General features: G+C 35.4%; 19 protein-coding genes and 1 other annotated feature. Of the genes, 1 reads left to right on the forward strand and 18 read right to left on the reverse strand.

The genetic code is table 11. The annotated features are described in order from the left end of the window. Window positions 1–107 precede the first annotated feature (107 nt). The 17 genes from AACH31_RS06365 to murG all read right to left on the reverse strand — a co-directional run bounded on the left by AACH31_RS06365 (window position 108) and on the right by murG (window position 16,403). The gene (locus AACH31_RS06365) at window positions 108–587 is read right to left on the reverse strand and encodes a deoxycytidylate deaminase (protein WP_161831721.1); all 480 of its coding nucleotides are present in this window, start codon (window positions 585–587) and stop codon (window positions 108–110) included. A gap of 166 nt (window positions 588–753) precedes the next feature. After that, complete coding sequence (locus AACH31_RS06370; RefSeq protein WP_262953729.1) at window positions 754–1,689, reverse strand: DUF4097 domain-containing protein; 936 nt, start codon at window positions 1,687–1,689, stop codon at window positions 754–756. A gap of 172 nt (window positions 1,690–1,861) precedes the next feature. Further along, entirely contained in the window at window positions 1,862–4,597 is a 2,736-nt protein-coding gene (gene ileS, locus AACH31_RS06375; protein ID WP_161831719.1) for an isoleucine--tRNA ligase, read from the reverse strand. Between the two features lie 63 nt (window positions 4,598–4,660). Next, window positions 4,661–4,876 (reverse strand) — a binding site (T-box leader). Window positions 4,877–4,930: 54 nt separating this feature from the next. Further along, complete coding sequence (locus tag AACH31_RS06380; protein ID WP_161831718.1) at window positions 4,931–5,347, reverse strand: hypothetical protein; 417 nt, start codon at window positions 5,345–5,347, stop codon at window positions 4,931–4,933. 14 nt (window positions 5,348–5,361) lie between these two features. Next, complete coding sequence (locus AACH31_RS06385; protein ID WP_411040337.1) at window positions 5,362–6,132, reverse strand: RNA-binding protein; 771 nt, start codon at window positions 6,130–6,132, stop codon at window positions 5,362–5,364. After that, window positions 6,129–6,383 carry a YggT family protein gene (locus AACH31_RS06390; RefSeq protein ID WP_161831716.1) on the reverse strand — a complete coding sequence of 85 codons (255 nt, stop codon included), beginning with the start codon at window positions 6,381–6,383 and terminating at the stop codon, window positions 6,129–6,131. Before AACH31_RS06390 ends, AACH31_RS06385 begins: the two co-directional genes overlap by 4 nt. Before the next feature lie 5 nt (window positions 6,384–6,388). Then, window positions 6,389–6,889: a cell division protein SepF gene (locus AACH31_RS06395; RefSeq protein WP_161831715.1), complete on the reverse strand. Its 501-nt coding sequence runs from the start codon at window positions 6,887–6,889 to the stop codon at window positions 6,389–6,391. A 44-nt stretch (window positions 6,890–6,933) separates the two neighbouring features. Further along, complete coding sequence (locus AACH31_RS06400) at window positions 6,934–7,593, reverse strand: YggS family pyridoxal phosphate-dependent enzyme (RefSeq protein ID WP_161831714.1); 660 nt, start codon at window positions 7,591–7,593, stop codon at window positions 6,934–6,936. A 195-nt stretch (window positions 7,594–7,788) separates the two neighbouring features. Next, a complete protein-coding gene (locus AACH31_RS06405) occupies window positions 7,789–8,055 on the reverse strand; it encodes a YlmC/YmxH family sporulation protein (protein WP_161831713.1) in 267 nt (88 codons plus the stop codon). Between the two features lie 190 nt (window positions 8,056–8,245). Continuing rightward, window positions 8,246–9,025 (reverse strand): RNA polymerase sporulation sigma factor SigG, encoded by a 780-nt coding sequence (sigG, locus tag AACH31_RS06410; protein ID WP_161831712.1) that lies wholly within the window; start codon window positions 9,023–9,025, stop codon window positions 8,246–8,248. A 105-nt stretch (window positions 9,026–9,130) separates the two neighbouring features. Continuing rightward, a complete protein-coding gene (gene sigE, locus AACH31_RS06415; protein ID WP_161831711.1) occupies window positions 9,131–9,841 on the reverse strand; it encodes an RNA polymerase sporulation sigma factor SigE in 711 nt (236 codons plus the stop codon). Between the two features lie 28 nt (window positions 9,842–9,869). After that, on the reverse strand, window positions 9,870–10,643 hold the full coding sequence (locus AACH31_RS06420; RefSeq protein ID WP_161831710.1) for a sigma-E processing peptidase SpoIIGA: 774 nt from the start codon (window positions 10,641–10,643) through the stop codon (window positions 9,870–9,872). Window positions 10,644–10,905: 262 nt separating this feature from the next. Next, window positions 10,906–12,054, reverse strand: a complete 1,149-nt coding sequence (ftsZ, locus tag AACH31_RS06425; protein ID WP_161831709.1) for a cell division protein FtsZ — start codon at window positions 12,052–12,054, stop codon at window positions 10,906–10,908. 28 nt (window positions 12,055–12,082) lie between these two features. Next, window positions 12,083–13,408, reverse strand: a complete 1,326-nt coding sequence (locus AACH31_RS06430) for a cell division protein FtsA (RefSeq protein ID WP_262950427.1) — start codon at window positions 13,406–13,408, stop codon at window positions 12,083–12,085. 139 nt (window positions 13,409–13,547) lie between these two features. Then, a complete protein-coding gene (locus AACH31_RS06435) occupies window positions 13,548–14,378 on the reverse strand; it encodes a cell division protein FtsQ/DivIB (RefSeq protein ID WP_161831707.1) in 831 nt (276 codons plus the stop codon). A 12-nt stretch (window positions 14,379–14,390) separates the two neighbouring features. Beyond that, a complete protein-coding gene (murB, locus tag AACH31_RS06440; protein ID WP_161831706.1) occupies window positions 14,391–15,299 on the reverse strand; it encodes a UDP-N-acetylmuramate dehydrogenase in 909 nt (302 codons plus the stop codon). Window positions 15,300–15,308: 9 nt separating this feature from the next. Next, entirely contained in the window at window positions 15,309–16,403 is a 1,095-nt protein-coding gene (murG, locus tag AACH31_RS06445) for an undecaprenyldiphospho-muramoylpentapeptide beta-N-acetylglucosaminyltransferase (RefSeq protein ID WP_161831705.1), read from the reverse strand. Between the two features lie 245 nt (window positions 16,404–16,648). Between murG and spoVE the strand changes: the two genes are divergently transcribed. Next, window positions 16,649–17,746: a stage V sporulation protein E gene (spoVE, locus tag AACH31_RS06450; RefSeq protein ID WP_161831704.1), complete on the forward strand. Its 1,098-nt coding sequence runs from the start codon at window positions 16,649–16,651 to the stop codon at window positions 17,744–17,746. 508 nt (window positions 17,747–18,254) lie between these two features. Here the strand turns inward: spoVE and murD are convergent. Next, window positions 18,255–19,616: a UDP-N-acetylmuramoyl-L-alanine--D-glutamate ligase gene (gene murD / locus AACH31_RS06455; protein ID WP_161831703.1), complete on the reverse strand. Its 1,362-nt coding sequence runs from the start codon at window positions 19,614–19,616 to the stop codon at window positions 18,255–18,257. Between the last annotated feature and the right edge of the window lie 36 nt (window positions 19,617–19,652).

The raw sequence follows: 19,652 nt of genomic DNA on the forward strand, positions 1-19,652 counted from the left end.
CTCCTTTATTCTTCATTTTACCTTGACATTTCACCATTATAACAAACAATTTATTTTTTGTATACATTCCCCAATCCTTACCAAGATATCTCGACATTCAGTCCATCTTATTCCTTTAATTCGAGTTGAATAGAAACTGCTATTGTTCCCATTTGACGATAGGTGACACCTGCCGCATCTAACATTCGTTTAGAAGCCAACGTACTATCCGTATTCGCATATTTGTCACTCATAAAGATAATTTCATCAATTCCAGACTGGATAATATATTTTGCACACTCATGACAAGGAAATAACGAAACATATAATCGACATCCACTTAAATTTCCAGTGCTATTTAAAATTGCGTTTTGCTCAGCATGGACAACATACGGATATTTTGTTTTTAGAAAATCCCCTTCACGTTCCCATGGAAATTCTTGATCTGAACACCCTCTTGGAAATCCATTATAACCAATTCCTACAATACGATTTTTTTTATTAACAATGCATGCTCCAACTTGGGTTTGAGGGTCCTTGCTTCTCATCGCCGATAAGAGTGCAATCCCCATAAAATATTCGTCCCAACTTAAATAAGTTTCCCGCATTTATTAAGGCACCTCCAACTCTTCTGTTTTTACTATCTACTCTATGACCACCTTTTGTTGATCAGAGAAAAATTGCTACTATCGATCCTGTCAGTCTTTTTACCTTAGGAAGCGCCTAACGAACAACATCTTCTCAGATATTTCTTTTCCACCATGAATCATAGGCTTATTCTGAATAAATATTTAAAATATTAGCTTCTATTTTATCTTGAGAACTAGTCTTAGAACGTGTTAATGATTGTATTTGGTAATCTAAATTTTCGTTAATTAACGTAAACTTTCCAGTTAATTGTTCCACCTCTAAGTGTTTCAAGTAAAGATTTTCTCCAGTGAAATCACCGTTTACCGTTTCAGCGGATAACCTTCCTCCATCTAAGTCAGATAATTGAAATTCACCATTCACTGTTTCAAATGAAAACTCATCTGAGTCAACTTGATTAACTTTTAAGGCTCCATTCACAGCTTCTAAATCAAGAGATGTTAAAAATTCACTCTTGTTTACAAAGATATGTCCATTTACTAGCTCCAACTCACCTTCTTTAAAGGTAGAACGAGTCACACTAATCTGTCCATTCACTACCTCAACATTTAAATCTCGTCCATCTGCTTCTAAGCAAACATTTCCATTCACCGTTTCTAAATCAAAATCGACGGTATCACCAGGAACCTGTATAGTAATCTTCGCTTTTTTCTCTTTCATGTCACCAAATGGCCAAATGAAAGGTTGTTTTTTTTCTTTGATCACGAGTTCCCTGTCAGTTCTATCCATCCGATAATGCTCTGGACGATCCGTACTGATTTTAACTCCTAGTTCTCCATTTTTCGATTTTTCAATCATAACATCCGCTTGAATTAATTCAACACTTACGTCAAAAGGTGTATCTACCGGCAATGTAAAGTAGCTTTCATGAATAGATTCCCCATTTGACCCTATTTCATACGATAAATTTGTTGTTCCCCCAAATCGAGGATCTAAAAATCTAGATAAAATATGATCAACTTTCATCGGTAAATCAATTACTCGAGTTAAAATTCCCGTTATTATTCCGGCAATAATTACACTCATTAAAATAATAGAAAACCCTTTAATCTTTCTCCCCATATAAATCCCCCCTAAAATACAACATAAGGAACTTGACGCTAAAATGGCCCCTCCGTGATAACACAAATTATTTAAAGTTTCTCTTCATTTTATGCAAAAATAATCAAAAATTTTCCTCTTTATCATTCATTAATAGAAAGGACAATAACCTAAAGGCTATTGTCCATCTGAATTATCCATTAACGACTTCTGAACAACGGTTACAAATTCCCGCTTCATCGATATCATCTACAATTAACCAACAACGTGCACATGTATGCCCTTCTGCTGCTTCGACGATAACCGATAATCCATCAAATTGTAACGCTTGATCTGGCGCCTGACCTTCTTCGATGACTAAGTCAGACACAATGAAAATTTGTTTTAAATCAGCGTTTAATGATTCTAATAATGCTTTCTTCGATGCGTCTGGATATAAATGCAATGATGCATTTAATGATTTACCAATAACCTTTTCATTACGCGCAATTTCTAATGCTTTTAACACGTCATGGCGTAAGGCTAATAATTGGTTCCATTTTGCCGATACCTCATCCGCATTTTCATACAATTTAACCTCCGGCATATCTGTTAAGTACACAGATACCTCAGTGCTTCCTGGAATATATGAATAAACTTCATCCGCCGTATGAGGAATAACTGGTGCAAGTAATCGTACTAAATCGCAAACATGATGGTATAATACCGACTGAATTGAACGTCGTGCGTGGCTATCTTTTGCATCAATGTATAAAATATCCTTTGTAAAATCTAAATAAAAGGCGCTTAAATCATTTGAAATATAGTTGTTAATTGATTTAAAGACATCATCAAAACGATATTCCTCGTATGCTGCCTTTAATTCAGCTGTTAATTCATTTAAACGAATCATCATAAATTGATCCACTTCGTTTAAAGAGTCATAATCTAATAAATCTGTTTCAGGATTAAAATCATTTAAGTTCCCTAATAAGAATCTAAATGTATTACGCATTTTACGATAGCTTTCAGAAACTTGTTTTATTAAATCTTCAGAAATACGTACATCTGCCTGATAATCAACTGAGGCTACCCACAATCTTACAATATCTGCTCCATACGTGTTAATTAATTTTAATGGATCCACTGTGTTTCCAATCGATTTAGACATTTTGCGTCCTTGTCCATCAAGTACGAATCCATGACTCACAACAGTTTTATACGGTGCTTTTCCTGTCATTGCAACTCCCGTTGAAAGAGAAGAGTTAAACCATCCTCGATACTGATCTGAACCTTCTAAATATAAATCAGCTGGATATGGTAAGCCACGCTCTACTAAAACGCCGTGGTGAGATGATCCTGAGTCAAACCACACATCCATGATATCCATTTCTTTTCTGAATTTTCCATTTGGGCTTCCAGGGTGAGTAAATCCTTCCGGTAATAAAGCTTCAGCCTCTAACTCAAACCAGATATTTGAACCTTTTTCACGGAATAAGTTAGCCACGTGGTTAATCACAGCCTCATCTAAAATAGCCTCACCATTTTCCGCATAAAAAACAGGAATTGGAACTCCCCAAACACGTTGTCGTGAAATACACCAATCTGCACGATCCTTAATCATATTTCCTAATCGCACTTCTCCCCATGATGGTAACCATTTTACTTCCTTAATTTGTTCCATCATTTGAGGCTTTAATGCTTCGATTGAAGCAAACCATTGTTCCGTTGCACGGAAGATAATAGGTTTTTTTGTACGCCAATCATGTGGGTAAGAGTGAGTAATAAACTTTAATCCAAGTAACGCACCATTTTCCTCTAGCTTTTGTCCTACAGCTTTATTCGCATCTTCATAGTATAATCCTTCGAATTCCAATGCTTCTTTTGTCATATAGCCGCGATGATCAACTGGACATAAAACTTCTAAATTATATTTACGTCCTACGTTAAAATCGTCTTCCCCGTGTCCTGGAGCCGTATGAACAAGACCTGTCCCAGCTTCTAGTGTGACATGATCCCCTAAGATTAACAATGATTCACGATCAAAAATTGGGTGTTTTGCGGTCATATATTCAAAGTCTGACCCTTTATGTGTTGCAACAATCTCATAATTATCCCAATTAAATTCTTCAGCTAAAGATTTAACAAGCTCTTTAGCAACAATAAACTTACGTCCTGAAACAGCTACTGTCGCATACTCTAAATCTGCATTGACACAGATCGCTAGATTTCCTGGAATCGTCCAAGGTGTTGTTGTCCAAATGACAAACTCTTCATCACCTGACAGAATATCTTTTCCATCCACCACCTTAAAGGCAACATAAATAGATGGTGATTTCTTATCATGGTATTCAATTTCTGCCTCTGCTAGCGCTGTTTCCGATGACGGTGACCAATAGATAGGCTTTAATCCCTTATAAATCAAACCATCTTTCACCATTTTACCAAACACTTTAATTTGCTCAGCTTCAAACTCCTTTTGTAATGTAATATAAGGATTGTCCCAGTCACCTAATACACCTAGACGTTTAAATTGTGTTTTTTGTCCTTCTACTTGTTCTAAGGCATATTGTTGGCATAATTCACGGAATTCTGCTACTGTTTTTTCTTTACGATTAATTTTTTTATTATTTGTTAACGCCTGCTCAATAGGTAATCCATGTGTATCCCAACCCGGAATATAAGGAGAATAAAAACCATTCATATTTTTATAACGAATAATAAAATCTTTTAATATTTTATTCATCGCATGACCCATGTGAATATTTCCATTTGCATATGGAGGCCCATCGTGTAAAACAAACGGTGTTTTATCTTTATTTTTATCTAATACACGTTGATAAATCTTTTCATCATACCACTTTTGTTCAATTTGTGGTTCTCGTTTAGGAAGATTCCCACGCATTGGGAAATCTGTTTTAGGCATTAATAACGTTTCTTTTAATTCCATCGTACAATTACCCCTTTTTATCTTTTTATATAGTTTCATGAGAATAAAAAAAACTTTTCATCACCTAAGGACGAAAAGTTTCGTGGTACCACCTTAATTCACAGTAAAAAAATAAAAGTTTTACTGCCTCTTACCATTTATCGCATGGATAACGTCATGCTTTTTATTCACATGAAAGCTCCTGGATGATTCTATATTATCCTTTTTGCCGATCTTTCACCGTCATCGACTCGCTGAAAAAAAGTTGATATTATAGCATGGCCCACTCATCGCTCATATTTACTATATTTGTATATCATTTTAAATAAAAACGATATAAAAATCAACATATTTTTAGTTTTTTCTAAAACAATTTCGAATGTCATCCACTTTTGTATTTAAAAAATCAATCAGTTCATCTTTAATTTGCAATTGTTGTTGTTCAAAAATTGCTGTTTCATCAATTATTCTTTCTACATCTTCCATCGCCTGTTCAATCATTACCTTAGAGATTTTTTCTGTTTCTTGAATAATTTTAAGTGCATCTCGCTTCGCGTGGTTCTTTAATGTTTCAATTTGTTCTAATTCATTTTTTAAGTGCGATTGAGAAGCCTGTTGCATGAGTTGAACTTCTTTTTTTAAAGATTTATTTTGATTCTCTAGCGATTCAATTTGTTCAATTAATAAACAAAAGACACGATAAAGTTCTTCATCTGAGAACTTCTCCCACGATTTTTTCATCTGAACTTTTAACATTTCTGCCGGTGTCATGTCTTTCCCCCTAACTACACTACTTTTCCTACGATAACAATTTTTCGTCCACTTTTAGTTTGCGATTTAATTTCCAATAGTTTATAGCGTCCATAACGTTTAATTGAAATCATATCTCCAATGTGACATTCCTTAGAATGATTTTGCTCGACCTTAAAGTTATGTTGAATATTGCCTTGCTTGATTGATTCGGACGTAAACGAACGTGACTCCTTCGTTAACGCACAGACAATAACGTCTAACCTCATTGATGAAACGATTATTTCACGTCTTTCATAGGTTTCAATACGCTCTAATTCATTTATTTTTTTCTTCACCAGACTAATCGAGTGTCTTCCAACCTTGACTAAGGCTTGCTCAATAAAAGGTGCCATCTCCTCACATACGGCTAGGAAGATTCTCTTATCTGCTAATATTAAAATATCACCGATAATCTGTCTTTCAATTCCTAAGGACATGATTGTCCCCAATACTTGAGGGTGTCTCAGATCCACCATTTTATGGGCGTATCTCACTTCATACCCTATGACTGTATAACTAAAATCTTGGTCGTTTAGATAAGTTGGAATCAATATAGCCCGCTTTCTTTCTGCATTTTTAAATCCACCAATCCATTGAACCTCAACATCAGAAAACTCATTTACTAGCATCTGAACAATTTCCTGTTCTCGAGGCGTTAAAAATTTCGTTGTCTTTAGTTGATAGCCTTCATAGACTTGGTGGATTAAATCTTCCATCCTTACTATAAAACCGTGCTCCTCTTTTTTAAAATGAGCTAAATTCATAGTAAAATATTTATTAGACCTTGCATCGCAAACTCCAATACGATAAATGCGACAATCGGTGAAAAATCAAACATTCCCAGCGGTGGAATAATTTTTCTAAAAATTGATAAATACGGTTCGACAACTGCACCTATTGCACGTCCAATCTGTGTCGAGCGAGTTTCTGGAATCCAACTCATAAAAATATAGATCAACATTAAAAATTGATAAATCCCTAAAACTGATCTAAATAGTAATATGATGTATGTCATATCTATTACTCCTCTATTTCTTGATGAGGCTCGTTCATTGTTACTTGACCCTCAGTTTCTACACTCTTTGGTGTACATAAAAATAAATTTGTTCCCACACGTTTGATATCTCCATCAATCGCATAAATTGTTCCACTTAAGAAATCAACCACACGCTTCGCTTGAGATTTTTCTAAACGTTGAAGGTTAATAAAAACTGGATAGTTTTCTTTTAAACAATCCGCAATATCCTGAGCATCAGAATACTCATTTGGTTCGCGAATAATTACTTTATTTAAATTACTATCAAATTTTAATCGATTTAATTCATTATTCATTGGCGTCACAACACTCTTTCCTTTACTCGTTGATGTATGAGTGGCGTTTGAAACAACCGTTAAATCAGGTTTAGGCAGCGGTGCCGGCTTAATAACTTCTGGCTCTTCAAACTCCTCTTCAAAATCATCCATTTCATATTCCTCTTCGTCTATTCCCATCATTGTTTTAAGCTTATCTTTAAAACTCATCTTCTTCTCCTCCTATAATTATTTGTGTTTGTGTCTGAAATATACTAGTCTTGAAATAAAATGGATCCGAGTCTTATATGCGTTGCCCCTTCCTCAATGGCAATCATATAATCTTGACTCATTCCCATCGATAAGCGATCGCAAGTTACTCCCCCTTGGTTTAACGTTGCAATCTTTTCCTGTAATTGCTTCAAACCTTTAAAGCAGCGACGTATCACAGTTGGATCATCGGTATTCGGCGCCATGGTCATTAATCCAACAACTTTTATCATTGGGTACGATTTTAACGCCTCTAAAAATGAAATTACCTCATCCACATCAATTCCATGCTTACTCTCCTCTTTACTAACGTTGACTTGAATAAAGCAAGGTAATGGTTCCCGACGGTATTTTTGTATTTCCTTTGCCAACGATAAACGGTCGAGCGAATGGAGACAAGAAATTTCGTTAATAACCTCTTTTACTTTACGTGATTGTAGGGTTCCAATAAAATGCCACTCTATTGGTAAAGATATCTGTGATTTTTTCTCAAGCAGCGCATCTACACGATTTTCCCCCATCATTGTAATTCCACAAGCAAAAAGGTCCTTAATTTGTTGCACACCCACATACTTTGTTGCTGCAACAATATTTACATTTCGTCCATCAGCAGCAACCAATTCAATATTTCGTCGCACCTTGTCGACATTTTTAGAAATATTCATACTATCCACCTATCAATTCATAATATTACTGCATGATACTATAAATTATACCATAATTCATAGGGAATGGAAAATTTTTTTCTTCTCCTTTGCGGATATTATTTGATTACCCACTTCGACACCCTTCTGTAAACTTAAAAAGGAAAGGACAACACGGCCCTTTCCTTTTTTATTCCGTTGCAGATTTACTTTTCACTAAAATTCGTTCAATTGTTGAGCCACATTAACGATAATAACATCCTCTCCAATTTTTAAAATTTGATTCCACGGAACGACAACTGATGCCTCATCTTTAGAAAAAAAACTAACAAATTTCATTGACGGTTGAACTGTAATTGCGATAATTTGTCCAGAGTTCGTATCAATTCTTAAGCTAGATACAAAACCAATTCGCTCACCTGTCACCACATTAATGACATCCTTCTCTTCAATATCACTTAAAGTCATAATTGAATCTTTCATCATTTCCCCCACCTTTATATCCATGTAATTCATTTTATGTCCTTCTTTTCAGAAATATGTAAGCTATCCCTATTTATCTACTCTGATGAAAGCCTATAAATAATAACCACGTGATTTTCATCAAAAAAAGTGTGCTAAGGGCTATTCCCTTTACACACTTTTTTTGAATGAAGCAACAACAAAAGTTAAATTAACTTTTCATCATTTCTTCCATGGTATGTAACGCATTCTTTTCTAATCTTGACACCTGGGCCTGAGAAATTCCAATTTCGGCGGCAATTTCCATTTGTGTTTTTCCCATAAAGTATCGATCATGAATAATCCGTTTCTCACGACGACCTAATCGCTTAAACCCTTCTTCTAACATTAACTTAGCACTCCATTTTTCATCCGTAATACTATCATCTTTAATTTGATCAATTAAATGGATGGTATCTCCTCCGTCATTATAAATAGGGGAGAAAATAGAAACCGGATCTGAAATAGCCTCTACTGATAACACAACGTCAATGGGTTCCACACCGATTGCCTTAGCGATTTCCTCATTCGTTGGGTCACGTTGCAATTCAATCGACAATTGATCTTTCATCTGTAACACTTTATATGCAGTATCACGTAATGAACGAGAGACGCGTAAAGAATTATTATCACGTAAATAACGTCGAATCTCACCAATAATCATAGGCACAGCATAAGTAGAAAATTTAACTTCATGAGATAAATCAAAGTGATCAATAGCTTTCATTAAACCTAGACAACCAACTTGAAATAAATCGTCTAAATTTTCTCCCCTATGATTAAATTTTTTTATAATACTTAATACGAGTCGTAAATTCCCCTTAATGAGGGCTTCACGAGCATCCATATCACCACTTTGAAACTTTTTAAATAATTCAATCATTTCTGCATTTGTTAGTACTTCTAACTTTGATGTATCGACTCCGACAATATCAACTTTATGTTTGGACATGATGGTCCCTCCTGTTGCACTACATTGTTCCTACACAGAAGTATGAGCAACATCATGTCAAATCATTCATAAATTATCATTTTATTGTCATTTTCTTTCGACACATTATTTTATTTTTAAAACCTCTTTACGGATCTTATCAATAATTTTCTTTTCTAATCGCGAAATGTACGACTGTGAAATATCTAACTTTTGTGCAACTTCTTTTTGTGTTAAAGGCTCTTCTCCACATAATCCAAATCGCATATACATGATCTCACGCTCGCGTCTTTTTAGGCGATTAATAGCATCAAATACGAGTTGTCTTTCAACATCTTCTTCAATATCTTTATAGACCTCATTTTCCTCAGTTCCTAAAATATCAGATAAGAGTAATTCATTTCCATCCCAATCTACATTTAATGGTTCGTCTAAAGAAACTTCATGTCGAATTCTGTTCGTCTTTCGTAAATGCATTAAAATCTCATTTTCTATACATCTAGACGCGTAAGTGGCTAACTTAATATTTTTATCCATCTTAAACGTCTGCACTCCCTTAATCAGGCCTAATGTCCCAATACTGATCAAATCCTCTAGATTAACACCTGAACTTTCAAATTTCTTCGCAATATATACCACTAATCTTAAATTATGTTCGATTAATGTTTGTCTCGCCAGCTCGTCCCCTTCTTGAAAGTTAGTTAAAACCCTGAATTCTTCCTCCTTAGATAAAGGCTCTGGTAGTGTTTCATTTCCTCTAATATAGTTTACGTAATTTTTCTTTCGTTTACTAATCTTTTCAAACCATTTAATAAAGAACATCATTAAAGCCTGCATGTCATCTCCCCCTTGACTCCCAATCCATCTAGATACTTCTTACTATACTTGGTTGAAGTAAAAAATCGTATTCATAAAATTGATTTTCTACAACCCCTATGAGCACATTCTGTATCACCTTATCATTAATTAATAACAGTGTCGGTTTAAAAACTAACAATCTCTGTTGATCATCATTTATGACCGAGTAACCAGTCGACCATGATGAGATCGATTGCCTATTCAAGAATTCTTCAATCTCCCCTAAACAAAGCATCTCTTTTGGAACCATCATAATAGGTAATGCTGTTTTTTCATCTGTTAAATGATTCCCGGTATCAACGAATCCACTCCCCTTTAGCTCAGTTGATCCACAAAAAATACGCACCTCATAAATAAACTGGTCAATTAACTGCTGACTATTTAACCAGCGAACCTTTAAGATATATATTAATGTCACAACAAACGAAAGCACCATTAAAACACAAATATATGGAACAATTGTTAAATCAAATTTAATAAAATGACTAATCGTATAAATAGAACCACTTAAAATAAAACTCAAGCAATAAAAATATAAGGTTTTGGTAATAAACCCTTTAAGATTCCCCTTTGAAAAGACAATGAGTAAAACAACAATTGGAACACCGCCTGCTAATGCGGTAAAGTCTATCATGAATAACATAGCACTCAGTACTAGACTACTCAAAAGTCCCAAACTTAAGCGGGAGAGCTTCATTCTTTCTTCAGTTAAGATGGCTACACCATTTAAAATGAGATAGTCGTAAATTAAATTTTGAATGATGAACAAATCTAGGTACATCTATATCTCCCCCCTTTTCTATCCCCTCGATTACCTCTACATTTTATCCAAAACCATGTGTAAAATCTGTCAATTCTTTGTTCAATCCTGACTTTATTTAGAAAAAATAACCACTAATTTTGCTTCTTTTTAACAATCGACGTATAAAATAAAGGGGATTTTCTATAATAATATTAAAAATATTTATTTAAAGTCTCTTAGATAATCACGCAGTTCAAACGAACTATGTCTACATAAAAAAAAGAGAGACATAGCTCTCTTTTTATTTATAACGATTCATTAACCAGTTAGGGATCATTTCAACATTATCCCCACCGAATGGTTGACGTTTAGGTTGTGATGGTTTTGGTTGCTCCGGTGTTGTTGGAGCTTCTTGCTCCGCTTGTGGTGTAGTTGTCTTTTTATTTCTATTATCACCAATTAACATTTCTACCGGTTTTGCTGTTGCATTTGTTTCATCAAATCCAGTCGCAATAACCGTTACAATTAAATCTTCCCCTAAATCAGGATTAATTGTAGCACCATAAATAATATTAATTTCTGTTGTTGAGGCATCACGAATTGTTCGTAAAGCTTCATCAACTTCAAATAAGGCAATATCCATTCCACCTGAAATATTAATAATAGCATCTGTTGCCCCATCAATATCATTTTCTAATAATGGACTCGCAATCGCTTTTTTCGCCGCCTCTGTTGCACGATTTTCACCTGTTCCTAAACCAATTCCCATAATAGCTGATCCCTTATTATGCATAACTGTTTTTACATCGGCGAAATCGAGGTTAATTAAACCTGGAACGGCAATAATTTCTGAAATTCCTTGAACACCTTGACGTAAAACGTTATCCGCTTCGCGGAATGCTTCTAACATTGGAGTCGTACGATCTACAATTTGTAATAATCGATCATTAGGAACAGAAATTAATGTATCAACATTCGCCTTTAGTTCTGCAATACCGCGTAAAGCAAAATCTGTTCGGCGTTTTCCTTCAAATGTAAACGGGCGTGTAATAATTCCTACCGTTAAAGCTCCACTTTCTTTTGCAGCTTTGGCAATAACAGGTGCTGCACCAGTTCCTGTTCCTCCACCCATTCCGCAAGTAATGAAGACCATGTCGGCTCCCTTTACTAACTCTTTTAATTCACTTAAATTTTCTTCAGCTGCATGTTGTCCAACCTCTGGATTCCCTCCTGCGCCTAATCCGCGTGTTAAATCACGTCCGATTTGAAATTTACGATCTGCAATTGCTAAATTTAACGCTTGTGCATCCGTATTAACAACGACAAACTCTACTCCTTGCACATCATTTTCAATCATACGATTCACGGCATTACTTCCACCGCCACCTACACCTACAACAATAATTCTTGGGGCATATGTAAATTCATTTCCAAATCCGAAACCTTCCATCCCTGAAACCTCCTCTTTCCTTTTACTTCTATTCTACTTTTTCATCAAATATCATATCGAAAATCCGAACTAAGACACCACTATTTTCTAGCTTATGGTCCATAAACGTCCTCTCTTGTTGTTCCTTTATCTTGGGTGTTTCTTCTACCACTTCAAGTTCCTCTCGACTATCAATAGCATGGACTAGGACATTTTCATATTTGCTAAAGTCAATTATATTACTTTTTTGTCCAGTCAACAATGATATTTCATGAATAAATGTTGCCATCCCAATTAATTTTACATATTTAGCACTTCGGGCTCCTAACATCATTGGCGTACAAATTGTCACCTCTTGATGAAAAATCTTTTTCGCTAATGTGTTAAGTCCTTCTATTTCGCTTGCACCACCCGTAAAAATATAATCCATTTGATCATACTTATAGCAATTTTCCATTAAATACTGTTTGACTAACTTCAAAATATTCTCGTATTTAATAGTGAGACTATCGCTTAACATTTGACGCGTAATGCATGTAAATTGTCCCTCTACTTCATCTGCATAAATAATTTCAGTCGACGAAGATTCAGAACAAACTTTACCGAAATTTAGTTTTAACATTTCTGCTAAGGGTTCATCAATCTTGAGGTTTTCACTAATGTGCTTCGTTACATCTTGACCACCCGTTGACAATGATACCGAAGAAACAATTTTCCCCGAGTGGACAACCGTAATCGTGGTCATCCCCTTCCCAATATTGACATGGCATGCTCCTTTTTTCAATTGTTCCGGTGTTAACACATACATCATCTCTGTGATACTTCCTAAAACAATATCCGCAATTCGGAATCCTGCTAACTCAGCAATATTAATGAGATTATACACGACAGACGCAGAAGCCGTTATTTTTTGTGCATGTAAGACCAATTCTTTTCCAATAATCCCAAGAGGGTTTTGAATTGTATTTTTATCATCTACCACAAAAGCTCGCGGCATCACATTAATGGCTACTTGATCATGATATGTCGGTTGCGTAATAATATCACGGAACAACTGTTTAATATTAGCGTGACTAATTGGTTGATTAGAGTCTAGTTCCAATGATTTAACAACGTTATCAATACGGCATTCTACACTTGGAATAGCTAACACAACATTTTGAATGTCTTGCTTAAGATCCGCCTCAACATTAGCTTTTAATCGTTTTAATTTTTCAACAATTTGATTTACGTTAACGACAGTTCCATTTTCAATTCCAGCCGTTACAATAGATTGTTGTGATAAAACATACAGGCGTTCCTGCCTAATATTACACACCATCAATCTAACTTCTGCACAACCTATTTCTAAGCAAGCATAAATATTATTTTTCACCTCTAACCACTCCACTAACATACGGTTTTATTACCATAATATCATAATTTATTTTACTATATTTTTGAGACGATGAAAAGAGTATTTACAAAATATAATGACGATTAATCACATATTATACACATTATTTATCCACAGTCTATTCCTCTTGCACGTCCTGTTCTCCTTTATTGTCGAATAAAACCGAATTAGCACCCGAATAAGGTTCAAAATAATCCCCTACGTCTAAATAATAGGTTCCACATTGCCCTTCGGACAACTGTCTCACCTGATCAACCATTGTTTGATAATATTTTAACTTTTCAACCATACTGTAGCTATTTACCTTAATCGTATTACCATCCTGTAGAAATAAGGAAAACCGGTTGTTATCCCCATATAAGGGTTCATAGTGGATTTCCTTTATTAAGTTAATTAAAATCGGATCTAGCTTCATCATGGACTCAATAAATAATCCCAAAACTGGTTCCTTTAATGTTTTTTCGGTTAACCCGTAAATAATTGTTCCGGGACAGACAACATCTAACGTATTACTTTGTTCAATCAAATGACCATCACTTAATACATACTGATATCCATCTCCCATATCAACGCACCCAATAACATCCTTTTCCTCTACTAAAATTCTTAATTCATTTAATCCTACCCTTGTAACTACCGCCTTTGTAATGAGTGGATGTTTTTGAATTTGCGACGCGATTTTCTTTGTTTTAAGTTTAAAATAGTCATCATCATAACTAAGATTTGCTAATTGCAAAACCTCAGAACGTGATACGTAATTGAGCCCCTCAAAATACACCATAGATAATTTTCTCAGGGGAGACGTAAAATAAAAAACCCCTCCAATAACGCCCATAACAAAGAGACTAAAAAAGAAGGTATTAAGCCTCTTTTTTAGTCTTTTTTTCGGTTTATTCTGTTTATTTTTTTGACGGTACTGCTCCATAAAAACAACTTTTTTTACATTCATGCTCCCCTTCACCTACCAGTTAAACATTTCAACCTCTGGATGTAACTCGATTCCACTTTTTTCAAATACGACGTTTTGTACGTGTTGGATTAAATCATAGATATCTTGTGCAGTGGCATCTCCTACATTTACAACAAAATTACAATGTTTCTTTGAAACTTCAGCTCCACCTATTCGTACCCCTCGTAATCCTGCCTCCTCAATTAGTTGCCATGAATAATGAGGTAACGGATTTCTAAAAGTACTTCCAGCCGATGGTAGATTAGTAGGTTGTGATTCAATGCGGCGAATTTTACGCATTTTCATTAACTCAACGATTTCTTCATAGACTCCCTGCTCTAATTCTAAAACGGCTTCAACAATTGTCCAATGACGATTCATTTGCATAATCGATGTTCGATAGCCAAAGTTTAACTCATCCGGTGATACCCAATTTAATTCACCCTTATCGTCTAGAATTAAAACCTTCACTAAAACATCTTTAATCTCTTTATTATAAGCCCCAGCATTCATGTATATTGCCCCACCAACTGAACCTGGAACACCTGATATAAATTCTAATCCTGATAAATTTTGTTTAGAGACACGGTTTGCAAGAAGAATCGTCGAAACCCCGGCACCTACTGTAACGTAATTCTCGTTAATCTCAATATGATCAAGTCCTTTATCACACTTAATGATTACGCCATCAAATAAATGATCTGATGGTAATAAATTTGAGCCACGTCCAATCACCTTATAATTCAAATGATACTTTTTAACAAGACTTATGGTTTGGATTAAAGACTCCTTTGCATTCGGCACGACAAAGATACGGGCAGGCCCCCCTACCCGAAACGTTGTATGCTTAGCAAGTGGCTCATTCTCAATTAGTACCCCAAGGTCATTCCCTCTATACTCCTCTATAAAACTTTTAAACATTAAAAACACCTACTTTTTCTCAATAATTTCATTCATCACATTAATTAAACGATGCGCTGCATCTGGAATCCCTAGTTGTTTCGAGGTGTTTTGCATATTTAAACGCAATTGGCAATCTTTCATTATACGATCAATCTCCTGATAGAGTCGTTCTCCCGTTAACTCTTTTTCAAGCAACAAAACTCCCCCGCCATGGTCAGTTAAACTTCGTGCATTATATTCTTGATGGTTAGCCGTCACATACGGTGAAGGAATCAAAATACACGGAACACCTAGTGCCGTCACTTCAGCCAAAAATGTTGCCCCTGAGCGCCCAACAAACAGATCCATATTCACAAGATATTGTGGCATGTTATTAATAAAGGGTAACACGTGAACATTTTTTAACTGTTCCACATTTTCTATTTGATTTTTAATCGTTTCATAATGTTTGTTTCCTGTCACAAAGACGACCTCATAATCCGCTTCCTCGTATTTTTTAATCATAGACAAGACCGCCTCATTAATCGGCTCTGCTCCACGGCTTCCACCACTAATCATTACGGTTTTCTTATGAGGATTTAAACCAAGGGCACTTTTTCCAAGCTTTAATGTTGCCGCTACCTCTGTTGCTCGCGGATTCCCTGTTAACACTACCTTATCTTGCGGAAAATATGAGCGCGCCTCTTCAAAACAAATCGCGACTTTATTCACATATCGTGATAAAAATTTATTCGTAACCCCCGGTAAACTATTCTGTTCATGAATAATAGTTGGTACCTTTAATCTCGATGCACTGTAAACAACAGGGCCACAAACATATCCCCCAGTTCCAATCACAACATCCGGTTTAAACTCTTTAATATATTTTTTTGATACTGAGACAGATTTAAAAAATTTCATAATTGTTTTGACATTCTCAAAAGATAAAGAACGCTTAAATCCAGCTATCTCAATATACTTAAACGGTATTCCCTCTCGGGTCACAATTTCATTTTCTAATCCTTTTTCAGTTCCTATGTATAAAACTTCCAGTTGGTCATCCACCTCTTGCAATGCTCGAATAACAGCAAGCGCAGGATAAATATGACCACCCGTTCCACCACCAGTGACAAGGACGCGCATATTCTCACTCCTTATTAGACCTTATTGTCTTTTTATCATTTTATATTCTAACATATTTTAAACAAAATCTGTTAGCGTATTTTAAAATTCATCGAAATATTATTTAATTTCATTTTTTTCGTTAAAAAAAAATTTTTTTCATTTCCAAAACTTCACCTCATTTATATTTTTTTAATATTTATCTCAATTCCCTTCACTTTCTATCATATACATTATTATATATTTTGAAGCAAAGGGGAATTCTAATGAAAAACAAATTACCTTCAATTGATTTATTAACCCTACTCCTCGCTTTAAGTATTAGTACCATCGGTTTAATTTTTGTCCTCTCCTCTTCTTATATTTGGGCAGAATATAAATTTGATGATGCTTTCTACTTTTTCAAACGACAATTGTTGTTTGCTGGAATAGGAGTTATCGGGATGCTTGCAGTTTCGCGAATTGATTATCCCATCTATAAAAAATATGCCTCAACTTTTTTCTTCGGAAGTTTAATTTTACTTATTCTTGTTCTCGTCCCAGGAATCGGAATGGTTCGTGGGGGGGCGCGAAGTTGGATTGGAATCGGTGCCTTTTCCATCCAACCTTCAGAGTTTATGAAATTTGGTCTCATCATCTTTTTGGCCAAGTACATGAGCACCTATGTAGAAGATGCAAAAACATTCAAAAAGGGAGTTATTCCTTTACTTTTTTGCATCCTACTGGTCTTCGGTGTGATTATGCTTCAACCCGATTTTGGTAGTGGGATGGTGCTCGTTGGAACAGGGTTTGTCATGCTATTTGTTTGTGGTGTCCCTATTCGTTATTTTATGTACTTTATCCTCACCGGGGTCGCTGGAATTGTGGCCTTAATTATATCCGCACCTTATCGTTTAGAGCGAATTACCGCTTATCTTGATCCTTGGAGTGACCCAATTGGTTCAGGATTTCAGATTATCCAATCATTATATGCCATTGCCCCAGGGGGGTTATTCGGTGCAGGATTAGGAAATAGTGTTCAAAAGTATTTTTACCTCCCTGAGCCCCAAACCGACTTTATTTTCGCTATTGTTTCCGAAGAGTTAGGGTTTATTGGTTCTGTTGGAGTCCTAATTCTATTCATCCTTTTCTTTGCTAGATGTACCTATCTTATTTTAAAAACAGATGATCTTTTTGCAAAATATATTGTCGTTGGAATAATGTCTATGTTAATGATTCAAGTTATGATTAATATTGGGGTTGTTATTGGCCTATTGCCCGTAACAGGAATTACCTTACCATTAATGAGTTATGGTGGATCATCTTTAACAGTCACCTTATTATCAATTGGGATTATTTTAAATATCAGTCGTTATATTAAGTAATTTAAACAATAAATTTAGTAAGTATCGTAGTTCTAACCACTAATAGTTTATTCAAAATGACTTTAAATGCTCCTTCTTAAAAAAACCGCCTTCATCTAAATGAAGACGGTTTTTTTCATGCCCACCATTTTTACAATGATACACGCTTACTGCAAATCAGACCGTACCTTTTACATCCCCCTCAGTCTAAACATTGTTAAAAAAATATATACGCCCACCATACCAAGCACTATTAATCATTTATTAATTTGCCGCGGGTTTTGAAATTGTCGTTTTATCTTCCCTTCCATAAGCTAATAAAAAATAGAAGTCTTTCATTTAATAATCAATTATCCCTCATGAAATGCCACTCCTCAAATCAATCTAGATAGTCAACGAGAAAAACAGGATAGATCCGTAGTAAATACCTATTTATGAGCCTTTTTCCTTGAATCATGTTGTCATATATTCCATAAAAAAACTAGGAGATGGATCGTATCCAATGCTCCTAGTTCAATCATTTAATTTTCTATAAGTTTTTATTTTTAAGTTTCTCTACTAAGTCAATAAAATGATCCCCGCGAGTTTCAAAATTTGGATATTGATCCCAACTTGCGCACGCTGGAGATAAGAGAACATGATCCTTCTCGCGGGCAACCTTAACGGCGGCATCCATTGCCTCCTCCAACGTATCAACGGCTACGCATGGAAGTGAATATTCATCAGCCAATTGTTTAAAACGTTCTTTCGTCTGCCCGAAAGAAATAAGCATTTTTATTTTAGGGAAGTATGGAATTAGACCGCTCAAATCATGTTGGCGATCCAAGCCACCCGCTAAAAGAATGATAGAGTCATCAAAGGCATTTAATGCTGTTTGGGTAGCAATGACATTAGTTGCCTTTGAGTTATTATAATAATCAACCCCAGCAATGGTCGCCACATATTGTAAACGATGTCTAACCCCAGAAAAACGCATTAATACACGTTGAATCGAAGCCGTGTCACATCCGTACAATTTACTAACTGCGACCGCACCTAATACATCCTGTAAATTATGCTCCCCTTTTAATAAGATGGCATCAACATCAATAATTTTTTCACCTTTAAAATAAATCGATCCATTAGATAGATATGCTCCCTCTACCTCCCTGTAAAGAGAAAAAGGAACGCATGTTGCTGCCGTTTGGGTAATTCCCTTGACAATCACCTCATCATCCGCATTGTACACACAATACTGATCAGATGTTTGATTAGCAATGAGATTAAGCTTTGCCTGACGATACTCCTCAATATCCGAATGATAGTCTAAATGCGCCTCCGTAATATTTAATAGCAGTGAGATTTGTGGTTTAAATGAGTCAATTCCCATCAATTGAAAGGAAGATAGTTCGGTAACCAATACCTGATCTTGACTTGCTCCTTCCGCTACCAATGAGGCAACTTCCCCGATATTCCCCGCAATCAATGGATTTAATTGACCTTCTTTTAACATTTCATAAATCAATGTTGTTGTTGTCGTCTTCCCATTTGTTGCTGTAATCCCAATAAAAGGGGCTTCGCTCACATCGTAAGCCAATTGCACTTCTGTTAAGACAGGAATCTGGCGTTTGAGTGCCTCCATTAATAACGGAACCTTTAAATAAGGAATCCCAGGATTTTTAACAATAAAATCAAAATTTTGATCTAATAATTCTAGGGGATGCCCTCCTACCACTACCTCAAATCCCTCTGCTACCATTTCCTTAGCATCTGAATTTTCAGGCAATGGTTGACGATCATTAATCACAACATGGGCACCTAATTTTCTTAAAAGTCTCGCCGCAGCCTTTCCACTTTTGGCTAATCCCATGACTAAGACTTTTTTATTTTTATATTTCACTATTTTTTTCATTTCAATCATCCTTTTCCACAATCTAAGGGTCTCCTA

It is taken from the genome of Turicibacter faecis, from assembly GCF_037076425.1.
GTDB lineage: Bacteria > Bacillota_I > Bacilli_A > MOL361 > Turicibacteraceae > Turicibacter > Turicibacter faecis.